Annotated in this window: 15 protein-coding genes; 9 read left to right on the top strand and 6 right to left on the bottom strand. The window is 67.1% G+C overall.

Going from position 1 to position 16,964, the window contains the following annotated elements:
* The first annotated feature begins 28 nt into the window (after nucleotides 1-28).
* A complete protein-coding gene (locus CupriaWKF_RS07970; protein ID WP_276100451.1) occupies nucleotides 29-910 on the top strand; it encodes a LysR family transcriptional regulator in 882 nt (293 codons plus the stop codon).
* 22 nt (nucleotides 911-932) lie between these two features.
* On the opposite strand, the gene leuA is transcribed toward CupriaWKF_RS07970, so the two are convergent.
* The 4 genes from leuA to bla all read right to left on the bottom strand — a co-directional run bounded on the left by leuA (nucleotide 933) and on the right by bla (nucleotide 5,611).
* Nucleotides 933-2,600, bottom strand: a complete 1,668-nt coding sequence (leuA, locus tag CupriaWKF_RS07965) for a 2-isopropylmalate synthase (RefSeq protein WP_276100713.1) — start codon at nucleotides 2,598-2,600, stop codon at nucleotides 933-935.
* Nucleotides 2,601-2,937: 337 nt separating this feature from the next.
* Entirely contained in the window at nucleotides 2,938-3,396 is a 459-nt protein-coding gene (locus tag CupriaWKF_RS07960) for a GNAT family N-acetyltransferase (RefSeq protein ID WP_276100450.1), read from the bottom strand.
* A 64-nt stretch (nucleotides 3,397-3,460) separates the two neighbouring features.
* Nucleotides 3,461-4,531, bottom strand: a complete 1,071-nt coding sequence (locus CupriaWKF_RS07955; protein WP_276100449.1) for a CapA family protein — start codon at nucleotides 4,529-4,531, stop codon at nucleotides 3,461-3,463.
* A gap of 198 nt (nucleotides 4,532-4,729) precedes the next feature.
* Nucleotides 4,730-5,611, bottom strand: coding sequence for a class A beta-lactamase (gene bla, locus CupriaWKF_RS07950; RefSeq protein ID WP_276100712.1), 882 nt, complete (start codon nucleotides 5,609-5,611; stop codon nucleotides 4,730-4,732).
* Between the two features lie 405 nt (nucleotides 5,612-6,016).
* Here bla and CupriaWKF_RS07945 point away from each other — a divergent pair, with 405 nt between their 5' ends.
* The 3 genes from CupriaWKF_RS07945 to CupriaWKF_RS07935 all read left to right on the top strand — a co-directional run bounded on the left by CupriaWKF_RS07945 (nucleotide 6,017) and on the right by CupriaWKF_RS07935 (nucleotide 9,615).
* Complete coding sequence (locus CupriaWKF_RS07945; RefSeq protein WP_276100448.1) at nucleotides 6,017-7,006, top strand: transporter; 990 nt, start codon at nucleotides 6,017-6,019, stop codon at nucleotides 7,004-7,006.
* Between the two features lie 118 nt (nucleotides 7,007-7,124).
* Entirely contained in the window at nucleotides 7,125-8,552 is a 1,428-nt protein-coding gene (locus CupriaWKF_RS07940) for an amidase (protein ID WP_276100447.1), read from the top strand.
* A gap of 61 nt (nucleotides 8,553-8,613) precedes the next feature.
* Entirely contained in the window at nucleotides 8,614-9,615 is a 1,002-nt protein-coding gene (locus CupriaWKF_RS07935) for a tripartite tricarboxylate transporter substrate-binding protein (RefSeq protein WP_276100445.1), read from the top strand.
* Nucleotides 9,616-9,724: 109 nt separating this feature from the next.
* Here the strand turns inward: CupriaWKF_RS07935 and CupriaWKF_RS07930 are convergent, their stop codons facing one another.
* Nucleotides 9,725-10,663 (bottom strand): tripartite tricarboxylate transporter substrate binding protein, encoded by a 939-nt coding sequence (locus CupriaWKF_RS07930; RefSeq protein WP_276100711.1) that lies wholly within the window; start codon nucleotides 10,661-10,663, stop codon nucleotides 9,725-9,727.
* Nucleotides 10,664-10,954: 291 nt separating this feature from the next.
* Here CupriaWKF_RS07930 and CupriaWKF_RS07925 point away from each other — a divergent pair, with 291 nt between their 5' ends.
* Complete coding sequence (locus tag CupriaWKF_RS07925) at nucleotides 10,955-11,935, top strand: tripartite tricarboxylate transporter substrate binding protein (RefSeq protein WP_276100444.1); 981 nt, start codon at nucleotides 10,955-10,957, stop codon at nucleotides 11,933-11,935.
* 37 nt (nucleotides 11,936-11,972) lie between these two features.
* Nucleotides 11,973-12,770, top strand: coding sequence for a crotonase/enoyl-CoA hydratase family protein (locus CupriaWKF_RS07920; RefSeq protein ID WP_276100443.1), 798 nt, complete (start codon nucleotides 11,973-11,975; stop codon nucleotides 12,768-12,770).
* 99 nt (nucleotides 12,771-12,869) lie between these two features.
* Here the strand turns inward: CupriaWKF_RS07920 and CupriaWKF_RS07915 are convergent, their stop codons facing one another.
* Nucleotides 12,870-13,667, bottom strand: coding sequence for a helix-turn-helix domain-containing protein (locus CupriaWKF_RS07915; protein ID WP_276100442.1), 798 nt, complete (start codon nucleotides 13,665-13,667; stop codon nucleotides 12,870-12,872).
* A 242-nt stretch (nucleotides 13,668-13,909) separates the two neighbouring features.
* Here CupriaWKF_RS07915 and CupriaWKF_RS07910 point away from each other — a divergent pair, with 242 nt between their 5' ends.
* The 3 genes from CupriaWKF_RS07910 (at nucleotide 13,910) to CupriaWKF_RS07900 (ending at nucleotide 16,750) form a co-directional block, all read left to right on the top strand.
* A complete protein-coding gene (locus CupriaWKF_RS07910) occupies nucleotides 13,910-15,088 on the top strand; it encodes a thiolase family protein (protein WP_276100440.1) in 1,179 nt (392 codons plus the stop codon).
* A gap of 83 nt (nucleotides 15,089-15,171) precedes the next feature.
* Entirely contained in the window at nucleotides 15,172-15,939 is a 768-nt protein-coding gene (locus CupriaWKF_RS07905) for an SDR family NAD(P)-dependent oxidoreductase (protein WP_276100439.1), read from the top strand.
* A 46-nt stretch (nucleotides 15,940-15,985) separates the two neighbouring features.
* Nucleotides 15,986-16,750: a crotonase/enoyl-CoA hydratase family protein gene (locus CupriaWKF_RS07900; protein ID WP_276100438.1), complete on the top strand. Its 765-nt coding sequence runs from the start codon at nucleotides 15,986-15,988 to the stop codon at nucleotides 16,748-16,750.
* Nucleotides 16,751-16,964: the final 214 nt, after the last annotated feature.

Raw genomic sequence — 16,964 nt, 5'->3', positions numbered from 1 at the left:
TCTCAATCAATACCCTACAGGTATGCCTATGGAATTACGACACCTGCGCTATTTCCAGGTTGTGGCCCAGGAACTCAATGTCACGCGCGCCGCCGAGCGCCTGCATATGGCGCAGCCGCCGCTTTCGCGACAGATCCGGCAGCTTGAGGACGAGGTCGGCGTGGCGCTGTTCGACCGCGTGGGGCGCGGACTGCGGCTCACCGAAGCGGGCCGCTTCCTGCTGGAACAGACCATGCAACTGACCCAGCGGCTGGAAGAAACCATCGAGAGCACGCGCCGCATTGGCCGGCAGGACAAGCGCTGGTTCGGTATCGGCTTCGTGCCGTCGGTCTTGTATGGGGTGCTACCCGAGCTGATCCGCGAACTGCGTGGGTCGGAACAGCAGGTGGAAGTCGGGCTTGCCGAGATGATCACGGTCGAGCAGGTGGAGGCGCTCAAGTCCGGCCGCATCGACCTGGGCTTCGGCCGCATAGCCATCAACGACCCGGCGATTCGCCAGGTGGTGGTGATGGCCGAGCCGCTGGTGGCGGCGGTGCCAGCCAGCCAGCCGCCGCCGGCCCAGGCCACCCTGACACCGCAGGGCCTGGCGACGCGCCCGTTCATTCTGTACCCGGCGCGGCCACGGCCGAGTTATGCCGATCACCTGCTGTCGCTGTTTCGCGCGCAGGGGCTGCAGTTGCGCGTGGCTCAGGAAGCCAACGAACTGCAGACCGCGCTGGGGCTGGTCGCGGCCGGTGTCGGCATGACGCTGGTACCGGCATCGATCCAGCGCCTGCATCGTGACGATGTCCGCTATTGCCCGATCGATGCGCCGGGGTTCGTGTCCCCGGTCATCATGAGCTATCGCGTTGGCGACAGCTCTCCTTTCCTGGCCCAGGCGGTAGCCTGGGTCATGCGGCAAGCGCAGTGACGACCGCCGCGAGTGGCGGCATTCAGCCCTGCGCGCGGCGCTGCCGCACCAGCCGGTTGGCCACGCTGATCACCGCCTGCACCGAGGCTTCGACAATGTTGTGGCTCATGCCGACGCCAAAGCCCGCGCCGGGCACGCCCTCCAGCGCGGCTTCGACGATGGCCATGGCCTGTGCGTCGGCGCCGCCGCCGGTGGCGCGCTCTTCGTAGGCATCAATGCGCATGCGCAGATCGAGCGCGTGCACCGTGGCCGCGATCGGGCCATTGCCCTTGCCGTGCAGCGTCTTGCGCACGCCATCCACGCTCAAGTCCAGCGCGATGCCCTCCCCGCTCTCGTCGAGCTTGTAGGCGTGATAGACGATGCCCGGACCCGCTGCGTCGGACGTCAGGTAGGTCTGCCGGAACAGCTCCCAGAGTTCCGGGCCGCTGATCTCGGTCTCGCTGGCGTCGGTAGCCCGCTGCACGACCGCACTGAACTCCACCTGCATGCGGCGCGGCATGACCACGCCGTGCTCGCGTTCGAGCATGAATGCAATGCCGCCCTTGCCGGACTGGCTGTTGACGCGGATCACGCTGTCATAGGTGCGGCCAAGATCGGCCGGATCGATCGGCAGGTAAGGCACTTCCCACACGCCGTTCGGGTCCTGCGCGGCGAACCCCTTCTTGATGGCGTCCTGGTGCGAACCCGAGAACGCTGTAAAGACCAAATCGCCGGCATACGGATGACGCGGGTGCACGGGGATCGACGTGCATTCCTCGGCAATGCGCGCCACGGCGTTGATATCCGAGAAATCGAGCCCCGGGTGTACGCCCTGCGTGTACAGGTTCAAGGCAAGCGTGACGATGTCCACGTTGCCGCAGCGCTCGCCATTGCCGAACAGGCAGCCTTCCACGCGGTCGGCGCCCGCCATCATCGCAAACTCGGCCGCCGCGACACCGGTGCCGCGATCATTGTGCGGATGCACCGACAGCACGATATGCTCGCGCGGCACCAGGCGGCGGTGCATCCACTCGATCTGGTCGGCGAAGACATTGGCCGTGGCGTTTTCGACGGTGGTCGGCAGGTTAATGATCACACGACGGTCCGCACCGATGCCCCAGGCCTCGATGGCGGTGTGGCACGCCTGCAGCGAGACCTCGAGTTCGGCCGCGCTGAAGGTCTCGGGCGAATACTGCAACGTCCACTTCGTTTCCGGATGCTGGTCGGTCAGCTGCTTCAGGTAGCCGATGTGATGGCGTACGAGCCCCATCACTTCCGGCACGCTCATGTCGAACACGATGCGGCGCCAGGCCGGTGCGATCGCGTTGTACACGTGCACGATCGCCCTGGGCGCGCCCTTCAGTGCCTCTACCGTGCGCGCGATCAGTTCCTCGCGCGACTGGGTGATGACCATGATGGTCACATCGTCGGGGATCAGGTTCTCGTCGATCAGCCGGCGGATGAAATCGAAATCGGTCTGCGATGCGGACGGGAAACCGACTTCGATTTCCTTGAAACCGATGCGCACGAGTTCCTGGAACAGGCGCATCTTGCGCTCGCCGTTCATCGGCTCGAACAGCGCCTGGTTGCCGTCGCGCAGATCGGTCGACAGCCACATGGGCGCGCTGGCAATCATGCGGTTCGGCCAGGTGCGGTCGGTGAGGCCGACGGGCGGGAACGGTTGGTACTTGGCGGAGGGCTGGGCAATCATCATGGTCCACGAATCCGGGTGCCGGACGGTCCGCTGCGGGCCGTGCCGGGGTCAATCAGGCAAAAGACGATGCGACTTCCCCTGCAGCCCCTCGCATGGCGAAGGCTGGTTCGTGGGCCGGGGTCAGGGGGAAATCAGGAAGCGCGCAGCGAATCGGTCGATTCAGGCGCCAGAGGACTCAAGCAAGCGGACCCCGGCCGAGCACTAGGGCTAGGCGGCGCAGGGATAGGGAGATGAGGCGCTTGCGAGACATGCGATGGTTTTTAGCAGAGGCTTTGCGAAAACGTGAACGAAAATTTCCCGCCCCACGGCGCCCTGCAACGCGCCTGCGGCGTAGTCACCCGACGATGGGCTTCGCCATCTCCGTCGTCGCGCTCCAGCCCATGCGGGCATAGAGCGGTTGCCCCATTTCCGTGGCGTGAAGAATCGCAAAGGCGATCCCGCGGCGCGCGAACTCGGCCTCTGCGCGCGTCATCAGCGCCTGCCCGAGGCCACGCTGCCGGTGCGCGGGCTCGACATAGAGATTGAGGATGTAGCCGCGCTTGTCCTGCAGCGGATGGGCCGGATGCGGCGGCCAATCGATCACCATCAGGCCGATGCCGGCAAGCGGCGTGCCGCCCTCCTCCATGATCCAGCCGAAGTAGCTGCCGTCAGCCAGCCTTGGGCGCAGCCAGTCGCGGAACGGTCCCTGCATCGCCGCAAGGGTCGACGCGTCGCGGCCCGCTTCACGGAACATCGCCTCACGGTGGCGGCATACCAGTTCCAGGTCATCGATGCACAGCGGCCGGCATTCCATGGCGCAAGGGACTCCCGAGGTGGCTTGGACAATGCCAGAGGGTAGCGCAAACCGGTGCCCGGCCTCAATCCGCCCAGATCCGCAGTTCATGCTCTCCGGAACGCGCCGCATGGGTGCCGAACGCACTGCCTTCCCGACACAGCATCTGCTGCAACCAGTCCCGGTCGGCTTGCGGCGCATAGCCTAGCCGGAATTGCTTGCGCTTGAGCGGCACCAGCCGCAGGTCGGCAGCGCCGCCCGCGAAATCGAGCGCAACGAAAATCATCAACGCGAGATTGGGACGATAGGCCTCGTAGCCGCCGATCCCCTCATAGTCGTTGATGAAATCGCCGCAGCCATAGAGGATCGGCCTGCCCGCATGCAGTTCGATGGCAATCGGGTGATGCGACGAATGGCCGTGCACGACATCCACGCCGGCCTCGTCGATCAGCGCCCGCGCGAACCGGCGCCGCTCGGGTTCCACCTCGTACCCCCAGTTCGGCCCCCAGTGGATCGACACCACGACCACGTCACCATCACGGCGCTGCGCGCCGATCCGCTCGCGAAGGCGCGCGAGGCTCGCGGCGGAGCAATCGTGCAACAGGGCAACACCGGGGCGGCTGCTGGTCGCTTCCCAGCTGGAGGGCGTCCCTGCACTGGCCATCGCGAACGCGAACACCAGCACACGGTTGCCATGTGGACCGGCAAGCGCGGCGGGTTGCGCCGCCTCGTGTTCGTTGTGCCCTGCACCGGCCACGGCGATCCCCGCCGCCTGCAGGGTTGCCACGGTTTCCTCCATGCCCGCGCGCCCCCAGTCCAGCACGTGGTTGTTGGCCAGCACCGCGCAATCCACGCGGGCGGCGCCAAGACAGGTGATGTTCGCGGGATGCATCCGGTAGTGGATCCCCTTGCCGGGCCAGGCGTCGTCACGGGTGGTAACGGCGCTTTCCAGATTGACAATGCGTACGTCGGGGCGATGACGCTCGAGCTCGGTCAGTGCGTCCCCCCAGATATAGGCCGGCGATACCGGCCGCGCGATCGCGCCGTTCCTGCGCTCGGCAAGCTCGACGTACTCGATGGCGGAACGGACATACGATTCGTGCAGCCGTGGATTGCCCGGTGTCGGCAGGATCTGGTCGATGCCGCGTCCGGTCATCACATCGCCGCACAGGAACAAACGGATTGCGTTCATCTGCCGCCCCCGCGCGAAACTCCGGTGCCGGCCGCCAGACGCAGGACATCGCGCAAGGGGCCTCGCCGGGACCAAGCCTCTTTGCGCTCACTCGCCGCTCTACGCGGCCGGTGGCCTGTCTGCATGGTAACGCCGCCAGCCGGGCGTCTTCCAGCGTTGGTGTCAACCGAGGCCGGAAAGCGCAATGCGCGCCGCGCTGGCGATCGTCTCGTTGCTCCACTTCGCATCGGGCACGGCTTGCGTGAAGTAGACGGCAATGACGATGGGTGCACCGGCCGGCGGCCACAGCACGGCGATATCGTTGGTGGTGCCGTAGTCGCCGCTGCCGGTCTTGTCGCCGATCTGCCACCCCGCGGGCATGGCCGCCTGGATCCGCGCGGCGCCGGTCGTGTTGCCGCGCAGCCAGGCCTGGAGCTGGCTGCGCTGTGCGGCGGGCAAGGCCTGGTCCAATGCCAGCGCCTGCAGGCTCGCTGCCATGTCCGCCGGCGTCGAGGTATCGCGCGGATCGCCGGGAATGGCGGTGTTCAGTTCGGTTTCCCAGCGATCCAGCCGGAAAGACTGGTTGCCGATGGAACGGGCAAACGCCGTAACGCCCGCCGGTCCGCCGATACGGCGCATCAGCAGGTTTGCCGCGCCGTTGTCGCTGTACTGGATTGCGGCGGCGCACAGCTGCCCTACCGTCATGCCGTCCGCGACATGCTTCTCCGTGATCGGGGAATAGGCCACGAGATCCTGGCGCGTATAGCGGACATGCTCTTCGAGCAGGCCTGTCGTGGCGGCGCTGCGCTGCAGGATGGCGCCGGCCAGGATCGCCTTGAACGTACTGCACACGGGGAAGCGCTCCTCGGCACGGTGCCGTACCTGGCGGCCGTCGCCAGTGTGGCACGCGAACACGCCAAGGCGGCCCCCGGCGCGGCGTTCCAGCGCGGCCAGCTCCTCGCCCGCGTCGGATGCAGGAGAGCGCGCAGGGCCGGCGCATGCGGAAGCAAAAGGCGCCGCCGCGGCGGCCAGGAGCAAGGTACGACGGGATCTCGATGGGACCATGGACAGCAACAGTGGAAGTCGGCCGGCCATTCTAACCGCCCGCCGCTCGCCGGCTTCCGCGCCATCGGCCGGCGCGTCCGGCTCGGCCTGCTCGCGCCCCGGCCCACGGGCCTCCGCGCGTGCGCCGATCGACCGGAAGCTGACGCTGGATGGCAGCCGTGGCGGCGCCGCGGTCATGTTGTGCAACAAGGGCTGAATACCTGCGTCGGGCAATACCGCGTCAGGGGTGGCGCCCCCTGTGTTGTACCGTTGGAACATTCTTAATGCAGGTATGAAAACATTAACTTCATGGCCTGGTCCCGCCGCGGCGACAATGCCCGGTAACTCGAAAACCAAATCCAGCACGATCCAGACGTCCCGATACGCCATGCCCCGGCCCGCCCGGCCGGCAACTGAGGACCGAACATGCCAGACATGCCAGCCCGCCCCCCGCGCCGCCCACTGTCGCCCTGTCCGCTCGTGGCAGCATTGGCCACCTGCCTGGGGGCGGCCTGGGCGCCGGCGCAGGCCACCGAGGGCGGCCTGGGCCGGCCGGTTACGGGTACCAGCGTGCTTCCCAATGCCGGCATCGTCGCGCCGGAGCCGATTACAGTGGTCAACTTTGGCGAGATCTACCTGAACGGATCGATCGGCGGTGGCCGGCAGGTGCCGGTTGTCGGCCAGACCTCGCTGGGCATCGACGCGGAGGTCGCGTTCACGCTGGCCACCATCATGAAAGTCTGGGACACCGGCCCTGGCGCGTGGAACTTCGCCTCCAGCTTCACCCTGCCCTATGTCTGGACGCAGGTCGGCGCCACGTTCAGCGCCGGCCGCATGCAGGGGCGCGCGGAAGACCGGGCGTCCAACCTGTTCGATATCACGTTCACGCCGCTGATCGCGGGCTACCACTTTTCCCAGACGGCCCACATGGCGGTCAGCCTGAACATCTGGGCGCCGACCGGGCAGTATGACAAGAACGCGCTGGCCAATCCCAGCCTGAACAACTGGACCTTCATCCCGCAGGTCGCCTTTACCAAGCTGCTGCCCGAGCACGGCCTGGAATTCGACGCGGTGGCGGGCATCCAGTTCTACACGCGCAACAACGACACCGACTACCAGAACGCACCGCTGTTCACGCTCGACGCCATGGTGCTCAAGCGCTTAGCCAATGGCTTCGGCGCGGGCCTGGTGGCGGGCACCACGCAGCAGCTCGGCGGCGACAGCGGCCCGGTCGCCGACCGGCTCAACGGCTTCCGCGGCCATGACTGGGCGCTGGGACCGATCGTGACCTATGACACCAAGGTGGGCGCCAAGAGCAAGCTGTCGCTCGGCCTGCGCTGGGTCCCCACCGTGGCGAGCAAGAACCGCATCGACAGCACCAGGACGTTCATGGGGACCGCGACGCTGGTGTTCTGAATTCGTCGGCAGCCGGCCCGGGCGGCCGGCTCCTGTGTATCCTTGAGGGCTGGCGGGCCGGCGCGGCATATCCGCGCCGGCCCGTCTGTCATTCGAGGATCAGAGGAGACACATACCGATGAGCGACGCGCTTTGTTTTCTGTCCGCCGTCGAACTACAGGGCCGTATCCGGCGCAAGGAGGTATCGCCGGTGGAAGTCGTCCGGGCCGTGCTGGAACGCGCCAGCCGCCTGCAGCCCGAGCTGAACTGCCTGATCACCGTGTGCGCCGACGAGGCGCTGGCGGCGGCCCGCGCCGCCGAGCAGGCGGTGATGGATGGCCAGCCGCTGGGGCCGCTTCATGGCATTCCCTTCACCGTCAAGGACATCGTCAATACGCGCGGCGTGCGCACCACCTTCGGCGCCGTGCCCATGCGCGACAACGTGCCGGCCGAGGATGCGGTGGCCGTCAGCCGCCTGCGTGACCGGGGCGCCATCCTGGTCGGCAAGACCACTACGCCCGAGTTCGGCTCCAAGTGCCTGACCGATTCCCCGTTGTTCGGGCGCACCCGCAATGCGTGGAGCGCGCAGCGCACCAGCGGAGGCTCCAGCGGCGGCGCCGCGGTGGCCGTGGCCGCCGGCATCGCCCCGCTGGCGGTGGCGACCGATGGCGGCGGCTCGACGCGCATTCCGGCCGCTTGCAATGGCGTGGTCGGCATCAAGCAGACCCAGGGCGTGATCCCGCACAGCCAGGCGCAGGACCTGTTCGGCAACCAGACCTATATCACGCCGACCACGCGCACCGTCGCCGACACGGGCCTGATGATGCAGGCCATGGCGGGCGAGCACCCGTGCGATCCGTGGTCCATCGGCATCCCGGCACCGGACTATGCCGAAGCCGCGCAGCCGCGCGGCGACCTGCGCGGCCAGCGCATCCTGTATTGCCTGGCGCCGCCGGGACGCCCGGTTTCTGCCGATGTCGCCAGAGCGTTCGAAGCGAGTCTGCAGCAGCTCGCCGCGCTTGGTGCCGAGCTGGAGCCCATTTCCGGCGAAGGCTTCGACGTGGAGCCGATCTGGCGCGCGATTAACCACACCGTCTGGCGCACGCGCTTTGTCGATATCGTCGCCAGGCATGGCAACGAACTCAGCCCCACCTTTGTCCGGCAGGTGGAGTCGGCCGCGCACTTCAGCGGCGTGGAATACCAGCAGGCCATGTTCGAGCGCTCCCGGCTGTTCCAGCGTGTGCAGGCGCTGCTGCAGCACGGCGACCTGCTGGCCATGCCCACGCTGACGCGCACGGCGCTCCCGATCGGCCAGGACCTGTTCGGCACTATCGATATCGACGGCACGGCGCACGAGAACGTCCGCGCCCACTGGTTCCCGTGGACCATGCCGTTCAATATGACGGGCCACCCGGCCATCAGCCTGCCCTGCGGGTTCGGCCAGGACGGGCTGCCGATCGGCTTCCAGCTCGTGGGCCAGTTCCGCGGCGATGCGGAACTGCTGCGCGTGGCGGCCCTGTTTGAAGCCGCCCACGGCCTGACCAGCCAGTGGCCGGCGCTGCCATGACTGTCCGCCAGGCCACGTGTCCCCTGCCCCCAACTCTTCGCAAGCCAGCCGCCTCACTGCCATGTCCCAAGCCTCACGCCGTAAGTTCTCGCTCTCCCTTCTGGCGCTGTCCGCCATGGCCATCGCCACGGCCATTCCTGCCGGTTCCGCACGCGCCGCGGACAGCGCCGAGCCCATGCATATTATCGTCGGCTACGCACCGGGCGGTGCCGCCGACAGCCTGGCTCGCCTCTATGCCGAGCAGCTGCGCCAGGACGGCCACGGCACCGTCATCGTGGAAAATCGTCCCGGCGCCTCGGCGCGGCTTGCGCTGGACTACGTCAAGCGCTCCAGGCCCGACGGCAAGACCGTGTTCATCGGGCCGTCGCCGCTGTTCACCATCTTCCCGCTGACCTACAAGAAGCTCTCGTATGACGCGGACAAGGACCTGGTTCCGGCCGCAGTGCTGACCGATGTGCCGACCGTGGTTGCCGCCGGCGTGCAGCAGCCTTACAAGAACATGAAGGAATACATGGACTGGGCGCGCCGCAATCCGGACAAGGCCAGCCTTGGCCTGGCCACGATCGGCAGCGCGGGCCACCTCGGTACGGTGGCGCTGGGCAAGTCCGCCGGCGTGGCCATTACGCCGGCCGCCTATCGCGGCGCATCGCCGATGCTCGTCGACGTGATCAGCGGCAATGTGTCGATCGGCTGGGATGCCGTGGCAAGCATGATGCCGCTCTACAAAGGCGGCAAGCTGCAATTCCTGGGCGTGAGCGGCACGCGGCGCGCCAAGGCGCTGCCTGAAGTCCCCACCATGAAGGAACAGGGCTTCAGCCAGTATGACTACGCCACGAGCTGGTACGGCGTGTTCGTGCCCGCCGGCACGCAGCCCGATGTACTGGCCAAGGTCGAGAAGATGTTCCTGGCCGCCTCGGCAAATGCGTCCACCGCAGCCAAGCTGGAAGCGCTGGGCCTGGAGGTGGTGGCCAGGCCCGGGCAGGAAGCGCGGCATCGCATCCAGGTGGAGCGCGCCGCGTGGCGGCCGATCGTGGAGGCGACCGGCTTCGTGGCGGAGGATTGAAGACCGGGCGGGAACGCGCGCGCAGTGCGTTCCCGCCAGTGACTCAGGGCCTGGACTCGATTGGCGACCGCCGTGCCCGGGATGACGGGCACCGGCTTGCGCCCCTCCTCTAGTCCGCCTTCACCCCCAGCGTCTTCGCCAGCGGAATCCACCGCGCCCGCTCGTCGCCCACGAACTGGCCAAACGCTTCCGCCGAGCCCGGCATCGGTTGCGCGCCGATCGCATGCAGCTTGTCCTGCAGGTCCGCTTGCTTCAGCACATCGTTGATGGCGCGGTTCAGCCCTGCGATGGCCGCGTCAGGCGTACGCGCCGGCGCCACGACGCCGAACCATGCGCTGGCCTCCAGTCCCGGATAGCCCAGCTCCTGCATGGTGGGTACATCGGGCAGCAGCGGAAAGCGGTCCAGGATCGCCAGCGCATGCAGCTTGCCGCTCTTCGCCTGCTGCATCGACGAAGGCAAGGCGTCGAACATCAGGTCGATGTTCTTGCCAATCAGGCTGATGATGGCCGGCGCGCTGCCCGCGAACGGCACGTGCGTGACCTGGAAGCCGAGCTGCGAAGCCGCGTATTCACCGGCCAGGTGCGTGATATTGCCGCTGCTGGCCGAACCCATGGTGAGCTTGCCGGGCGACTGCTTGCCCAAGGCCACCAGGTCCCTCAGGGACTTCACCTGCAGGTCCTGCCGCGTGACCAGCAGCAGCGGCGACTTCCCCATGCCGGCGACCGGCTTGAAATCCTTGACCGGGTCATACGGCAGCGTGGTGTAGAGCGCGCTGTTGATGACCAGCGGCGCATTGGACCCCACCAGGATGGTCTTGCCATCGGGCTCGGCCCGGGCCACGGTCTCGGCGGCGATGATGCCGCCCACCCCGCCCTTGTTGTCGACCACGATGGGCGTGCCCAGCGTGACGCTCGCCTGCTGCGCCACGAGGCGCGTGATCTGGTCCGCCGCGCCGCCAGGCGGATAGGGCACGATAAAGCGGATCGGCTGCGCGCGCGTTTGCGCGATCGCGGGCAAAGCCACAACGCCAGCAACGGCCGCCGCCATCACGGCTGCCAGGCGCAACGGAAATCTGGTCTTCACTGCGGTCTCCTCCTGGTTGGTATCTGGTTTGCAGCGACCATCGGCTGCGCCTACAACACGCCGGCCTGCCCAGGCGGACAACCGGGTCCAGCTTAGGAGTGCGCGGGCATCGGTGTCCAATATTCATTTGTTGCGCGCCGATATCGATCGGATATCACTTACCAACAAATGAATATTGGACGAAGCCATGCTGCTCCCCTTAGCCTTGGCGACACAGACGCACTGACAGTGCGCATCCGAACATGAGGAGACAACATGCAGACCGTCACCAGGCGCGTGCTCGCCATCGCGGGCGTTTCGATCCTTGGCATGCTGGCGCTCCCGGCGGCGCCGGCCCGGGCCGAGTACCCGGACAAGCCGATCAAGCTGGTCGTGTCCTTTCCGCCGGGTAGCGGAACCGATACCAATGCGCGCTACGTGGCGCGCAAGCTCGAGGAAAAGCTCGGCAAGCCGGTGGTGGTCGAAAACCGCCCTGGCGGCAACAGTTTCATTGCCGCGCAAGCGGTGGTCAGCGCCGAGCCGGACGGCTATACGCTGCTGCTGGCCAGCAACTCCCCGGTCGCCACCAACGTGGCCATGTTCCGCAAGCTGCCTTATGACCCGGTGCACGACCTGGCACCGATTGCGCGGCTTGGCGTGGGCGCCATGGCGCTGGTGGTGCCCGCCTCATCGTCCTATCGCGATGTGGCCGAACTGGTCGATGCCGCGCGCCGCAATCCGGGCAAGCTCAACTATGGTGGCGGCAGCGCGTCCTACCAGATCGCTACCGAACTGTTCCTGACGCGCGCCGGGGTCAAGGCCAACCACGTGCCCTACAAGGGCGCGGCGCCTGCGCTGACCGACGTGGCCGCGGGCCAGATCGACTTTGCCTTTGCCGACTTCGGCGCCACCCTGCCGCTGCTGCAGGCCGGCAAGCTGCGCATCCTGGCCGTGACGGGCGACAAGCGCCTGGCCAGCCGCCCCGATACCCCCACGCTGCAGGAAAGCGGCTTTCCCGGCTACTTCATGGTGAACTGGACCGCCGCATTCGCGCCGGCCCGCACGCCCAAGCCGGTGCTGCATAAACTGGAGCAGGCGATTGTCGAGATCTACAGCACGCGCGAGTCCGCCGAATTCCTCGCGCGCACCAACTGGGATGTCTTTGTCTCCGGCGCGGACGAACTGCGGCGCTTCCAGCTTGCGGATATCCGCCGCTGGTCGGACGCGGCCGAACAGGCCGGCATCCCGAAGCAATAACGAGTTTTCAGAACCTCAGAAACGGAGAGACCACAACATGGCTGAATTCCTTCGCTACGAGCAGCAGGGACACATCGTGACCCTGACCATGAACGAGCCCGAGCGCCGCAACCCGCTGACCGGCAACACCGCCGTCGACGAATTCCTGGCGGCCATCGACCGCATCCATGGCGACCGCAGCGTGCGCGCCGTCATCATCACCGGTGCTGGCACCGCGTTTTCGTCGGGCGGCAATATCCACGACATGGAACGCCAGGCCTCGGGCCAGGTGACCGGCATGGAGATCCGCCAGGACTACCGCTGCGGCATCCAGCGCCTGCCGCTGGCGCTGTTCAACCTCGAGGTCCCGGTGATCGCCGCGGTCAACGGCGCGGCCATGGGGGCCGGCCTGGACCTGACCTGCATGTGCGACATCCGCATTGCCTCGGAGCGCGCGCAGTTCGCGGAGTCCTTCGTGCGGCTGGGCATCATTCCTGGCGATGGCGGCGCATGGCTGCTGCCGCGCGTGATCGGCCTGTCGCGTGCCGCCGAGATGATCTTCACCGGCGAGCCGATCAGCGCCCAGCAGGCGCTGGAGTGGAACCTGGTGTCGCGCGTGGTGCCGGCCGAGGACTTGCTGCCCACGGTGAATGCGCTGGCCGAACGCATTGCCGTCAATCCGCCGCATGCCGTGCGGCTGGCCAAGCGGCTGATGCGCGAAGGCATGCACACGCGGCTGGATACGCTGCTGGAGTTGTCCGCCGGCTTCCAGGCGCTGTCGCACCAGACCGCCGATCATCGTGAAGCGGTGCAGGCGTTCCTGGAGAAGCGCAAGCCGGTGTTCACGGGGAACTGAGGGCGGTGGGCTGGCCTGCTCCCGAGGTCATCTTTGGTTATTCGGCGGACTCTGGGGATGGGCGACGGTTGTGGTTGTCGCTCTTGGCAACAAGCTGCGCTATCCCGCCGCCCCGAGCGAACCTTCCACGTTGCGCACTAGCGTGACCAACCGCGGCCCGACGTCCTCGAACAACTGCTTGCTCTGCTGGCTGAACACAGGCACCGATGCCGCGAACAGCCACGCTTCACCATCGCGCCGGGCGCGCATAGGCACGGCAATCGCCTCGATTTCCCGATGCAGGTCGCGGTGCCCGCGGCAGAAGCCGTGCTCGTCCAGGTCGTGCACGGCCTCGGCCAGCCGTCCCTGCAGCCAGCTCTCGCGCTGCGGATCCGTGACACGCAGGTGCTCCAGGTAGGCGTTGCGCTCCGCCTCGCCCATCATCGACAGATACGCACGCCCCGACGCCGTGCGCGACATCGACACGCGCGTGCCGACCTCCGGTCGGTACACACGGCTGCGGACGCCCTGCGCAATCTCCACATAGGTCAGCGTATGCCCGTAGCCGACCATGAGTTCCACCTGTCCTTCAATGTGATCGGCCAGCTCCTGCATAAGAGGTCGCGCGAGCTGCCGCACCGTCATGCGGGCCAGTGCCGGCGCAGCCAGGTTCACCAGCCCCACGCCCGGCACGTAGCGCGACAGGCGCTCCGAATAATGCAGCAGGCCCAGCTCGCACAAGGTGTCGAGCAGGCGGAACAGGGTCGGCTTGGCCAGGCGGGTGCGCTCCATCAGCTCGCGGCTGCTGAGTTCCTGCACGGTCGGTGAAAAGCAACTGAGGATGGAAATGCCGCGTGCCAGCGCGCTGACCAGGCGGGCTTCGCCTTCGGTATCACTGCCGGAGCCTGGCGAGGTCATGGATGCATGTGAGTCATTAAGCATATCAACGTCGGGATCTTAAGTTTTTTGATACCAGCGTCTCGAAACCCGGATGTTGCCCTTCGTTTTTTCCGAGGTCAAATTCCGATTTCTATGTTTACTTAGCCAATTTTCGACGCGAGAATCCCAAATCATCGTATCCGACGATCATTTTTCGGCACCGAAGTCTCAATATCCGGCCCGCCACTCGCCATCCACAATTGCTTTTCAGGAGACAACCCATGCAACAAGCCGTCATCGTTGACGCCATCCGCAGCCCGATGGGCCGCTCCAAGCCGGGTTCGGCTTTCACCGAACTGCATGCCACCGAACTGCTGGCCCAGGTGCTCAAGGGCCTGGTGGAGCGCAACAAGCTGGACCCTGGCCTGGTGGACGACGTCATCACGGGCTGCGTCACGCAGGCCGGCGAGCAGTCCGCCGGCCCCGGCCGCGTAGCCTGGCTGGCGGCAGGTTTCCCCGACCACGTGCCGGCCACCACGATCGACCGCAAGTGCGGATCGAGCCAGCAGGCGGTGCACTTTGCCGCGCAGGGCATCATGGCCGGCGCCTATGACATCGTGATCGCTTGCGGCATCGAGTCGATGAGCCGCGTGCCAATGGGTTCGGCACGAATCGGCCAGAACCCCTATGGCCCGTCGATGGAAGAACGCTATGCGCCGGGCCTGGTGTCGCAGGGCGTCGCCGCCGAGCTGGTGGCCGCCAAGTACGAGCTGTCGCGCGAACAAATGGACGGCTACTCGGCCCGCTCGCATGAACTGGCCGCCACCGCGCGCGGAGCCGGCGCGTTCCGCCGCGAGATCCTGCCGATCGTGACGCCCAACGGCGTGATCGAGCACGACGAGACCATCCGCCCCGGCACCTCGGTCGAGAAGCTCGGCACGCTGCAGGCCTCGTTCCGCAATGACGAACTGAGCGCGCGCTTCCCGCAGATCGGCTGGAACGTGACCGCCGGCAATGCCTCGCAGATCAGCGACGGCGCCTCGGCCATGCTGCTGATGAGCGAAGCGGCGGCGCAGCGCCTGGGCCTGAAGCCGCGCGCGCGCTTCGTCGCCTTCGATGTGTGCGGCGACGATCCGGTGATGATGCTGACCGCGCCGATCCCGGCCAGCCAGCGCGCCATCAGGAAGAGCGGCCTGACGCTGGACCAGATCGACCACTACGAGATCAACGAGGCGTTCGCCTGCGTGCCGCTGGCCTGGCAGAAGGCGCTGGGCGCCGACGCAGCGCGCCTGAACCCGCGTGGCGGCGCGATCGCGCTGGGCCACCCGCTCGGTGCATCGGGCGTGCGCCTGATGACCACCATGCTGCATGCACTGGAAGACAGCGGCGGCCGCTACGGCCTGCAGTCGATGTGCGAGGCCGGCGGCATGGCCAACGCCACCATCATCGAGCGCCTGTAAGGCATCTGCATGGACCGGGCTTGCGCCCGGTTCCTGCCTGATTTCCCGAATCACCAATCCCTGAACAGAACCGGAGACTCAAGATGAAACTGACCGCAGAGATGTCCGCCGTCGTAACCGGCGGGGCGTCCGGCCTGGGCCTGGCCACCGCGCGCCGCCTGATCGAGCGTGGCGTGAGCGTGGTGATTGCCGACCTGTCGGAAGAACGCGGCCATGCCGCCGTGGACGAACTGGGTCCCAAGGCCCGCTTCGTCAAGGCCGATGTCTGCGACACCGACCAGATGAACGCCGTCTATGACGCCGCCGAGGCACTCACCCCGCTGCGCGCGCTGGTGCACTGCGCCGGCCTGGGCGCGCCGGTGCGCGTGGTCGAGAAGGACGGCTCGCCGGGCTCGCTGGAGAAGTACGAATCGGTGGTGCGCATCAATCTGATCGGCACCTTCAATGCGCTGCGCCTTGGCGCCGCGCGCATGGCGAAAAACGAAATCGTGGATGGCGAGCGCGGAGCCTGCGTGCTGACCGCTTCGGTGGCTGCCTATGAAGGCCAGATCGGCCAGATCCCGTATTCGTCGGCCAAGGCCGGCATCGTCGGCATGACGCTGGTGGCCGCACGCGACCTGGCGCAACGCGCCATTCGCGTCTGCACGATCGCCCCGGGCCTGTTCGACACGCCGCTGCTGGCCAAGCTGCCGGAGAACGTGCGTGCCTCGCTGGGCGCCATGGTGCCGCACCCTGCGCGTCTCGGCGCACCGGACGAGTACGCCTCGACCGCCCTGCACATCCTCGAGAACATCATGCTCAATGGCGAAACCATCCGCCTGGATGGCGCCATCCGCATGGCCCCGCGCTGAGCCGCAAGTCTTTCCTCAATCGATCGCTAGGAACACAAGGACAAGCATGAGCGAAACGCTGCAAGTCGAAACACGCGGCAATATCCTGCTGATTACCCTGAACCGGCCCGAGGCGCGCAACGCCATGGACTTCGAAACCGCGACGGCGATGGCCGCCGCGCTCGACCAGTTCGAGTCGCGCGGCGACCTGAGCGTGGCCATCCTGACCGGCGCGGGCGGCACCTTCTGTTCCGGCATGGACCTGAAGGGCTTCCTGGCCGGCAAGCGCCCTAGCCTGCCGGGCCGCGGCTTCGGCGGCCTGACCGAGGCGCCGCCGCGCAAGGTGCTGATCGCCGCCGTGGAAGGCTATGCACTCGCCGGCGGTTTTGAAATGGCACTGGCCTGCGACCTGATCGTGGCCTCGAAGGCGGCCAAGTTCGGCCTGCCCGAAGTCAAGCGCGGCCTGGTGGCCGGCGCCGGCGGCCTGATGCGCCTGCCGCGCCGCATGCCGTACCACATCGCCATGGAGTTCGCGCTGACCGGCAATATGCTCGGCGCCGAGCAGGCGCATGCCTACGGCCTGGTCAACCGCCTGACGGAGCCGGGCCAGGCGCTCGAATCCGCGCTGGCGCTGGCCGAAGAAGTCGGCGCCAATGGCCCGATGGCCGTGGCGGTCAGCAAGCAGATCGTCAGCGAGTCGGCCGACTGGCCGGCGGCCGAGATGTTCGAACGCCAGCGCCCGATCGTCGCGCCGGTGTTCTCGTCGGCCGATGCCCGCGAAGGCGCCGCCGCCTTCGCCGAGAAGCGCAAGCCGGTGTGGACCGGCAGATAAGCGCCATGAAGCGGTAATCCCTTGCCTGTGCGGCCGGCCTTCGCGCCGGCCGCATTGCCATCCACGCCTCGCAGCACCCGCAGCACATGCGAGCGGCGCCTGCGCGAGCCTGACCGATATCCGCACAGGACATTTGCCGCGAACCGCCGGACGGGTGCCAGGCACATTGACACCCGTCCGGCCAGCCCCTACGCTGGCTTCACCCGATGAATTC

It is taken from the genome of Cupriavidus sp. WKF15, from assembly GCF_029278605.1.
GTDB lineage: Bacteria > Pseudomonadota > Gammaproteobacteria > Burkholderiales > Burkholderiaceae > Cupriavidus.
Note: the sequence above shows the minus strand (reverse complement) of the source record. Positions and strands in the feature narration are given on the sequence as shown.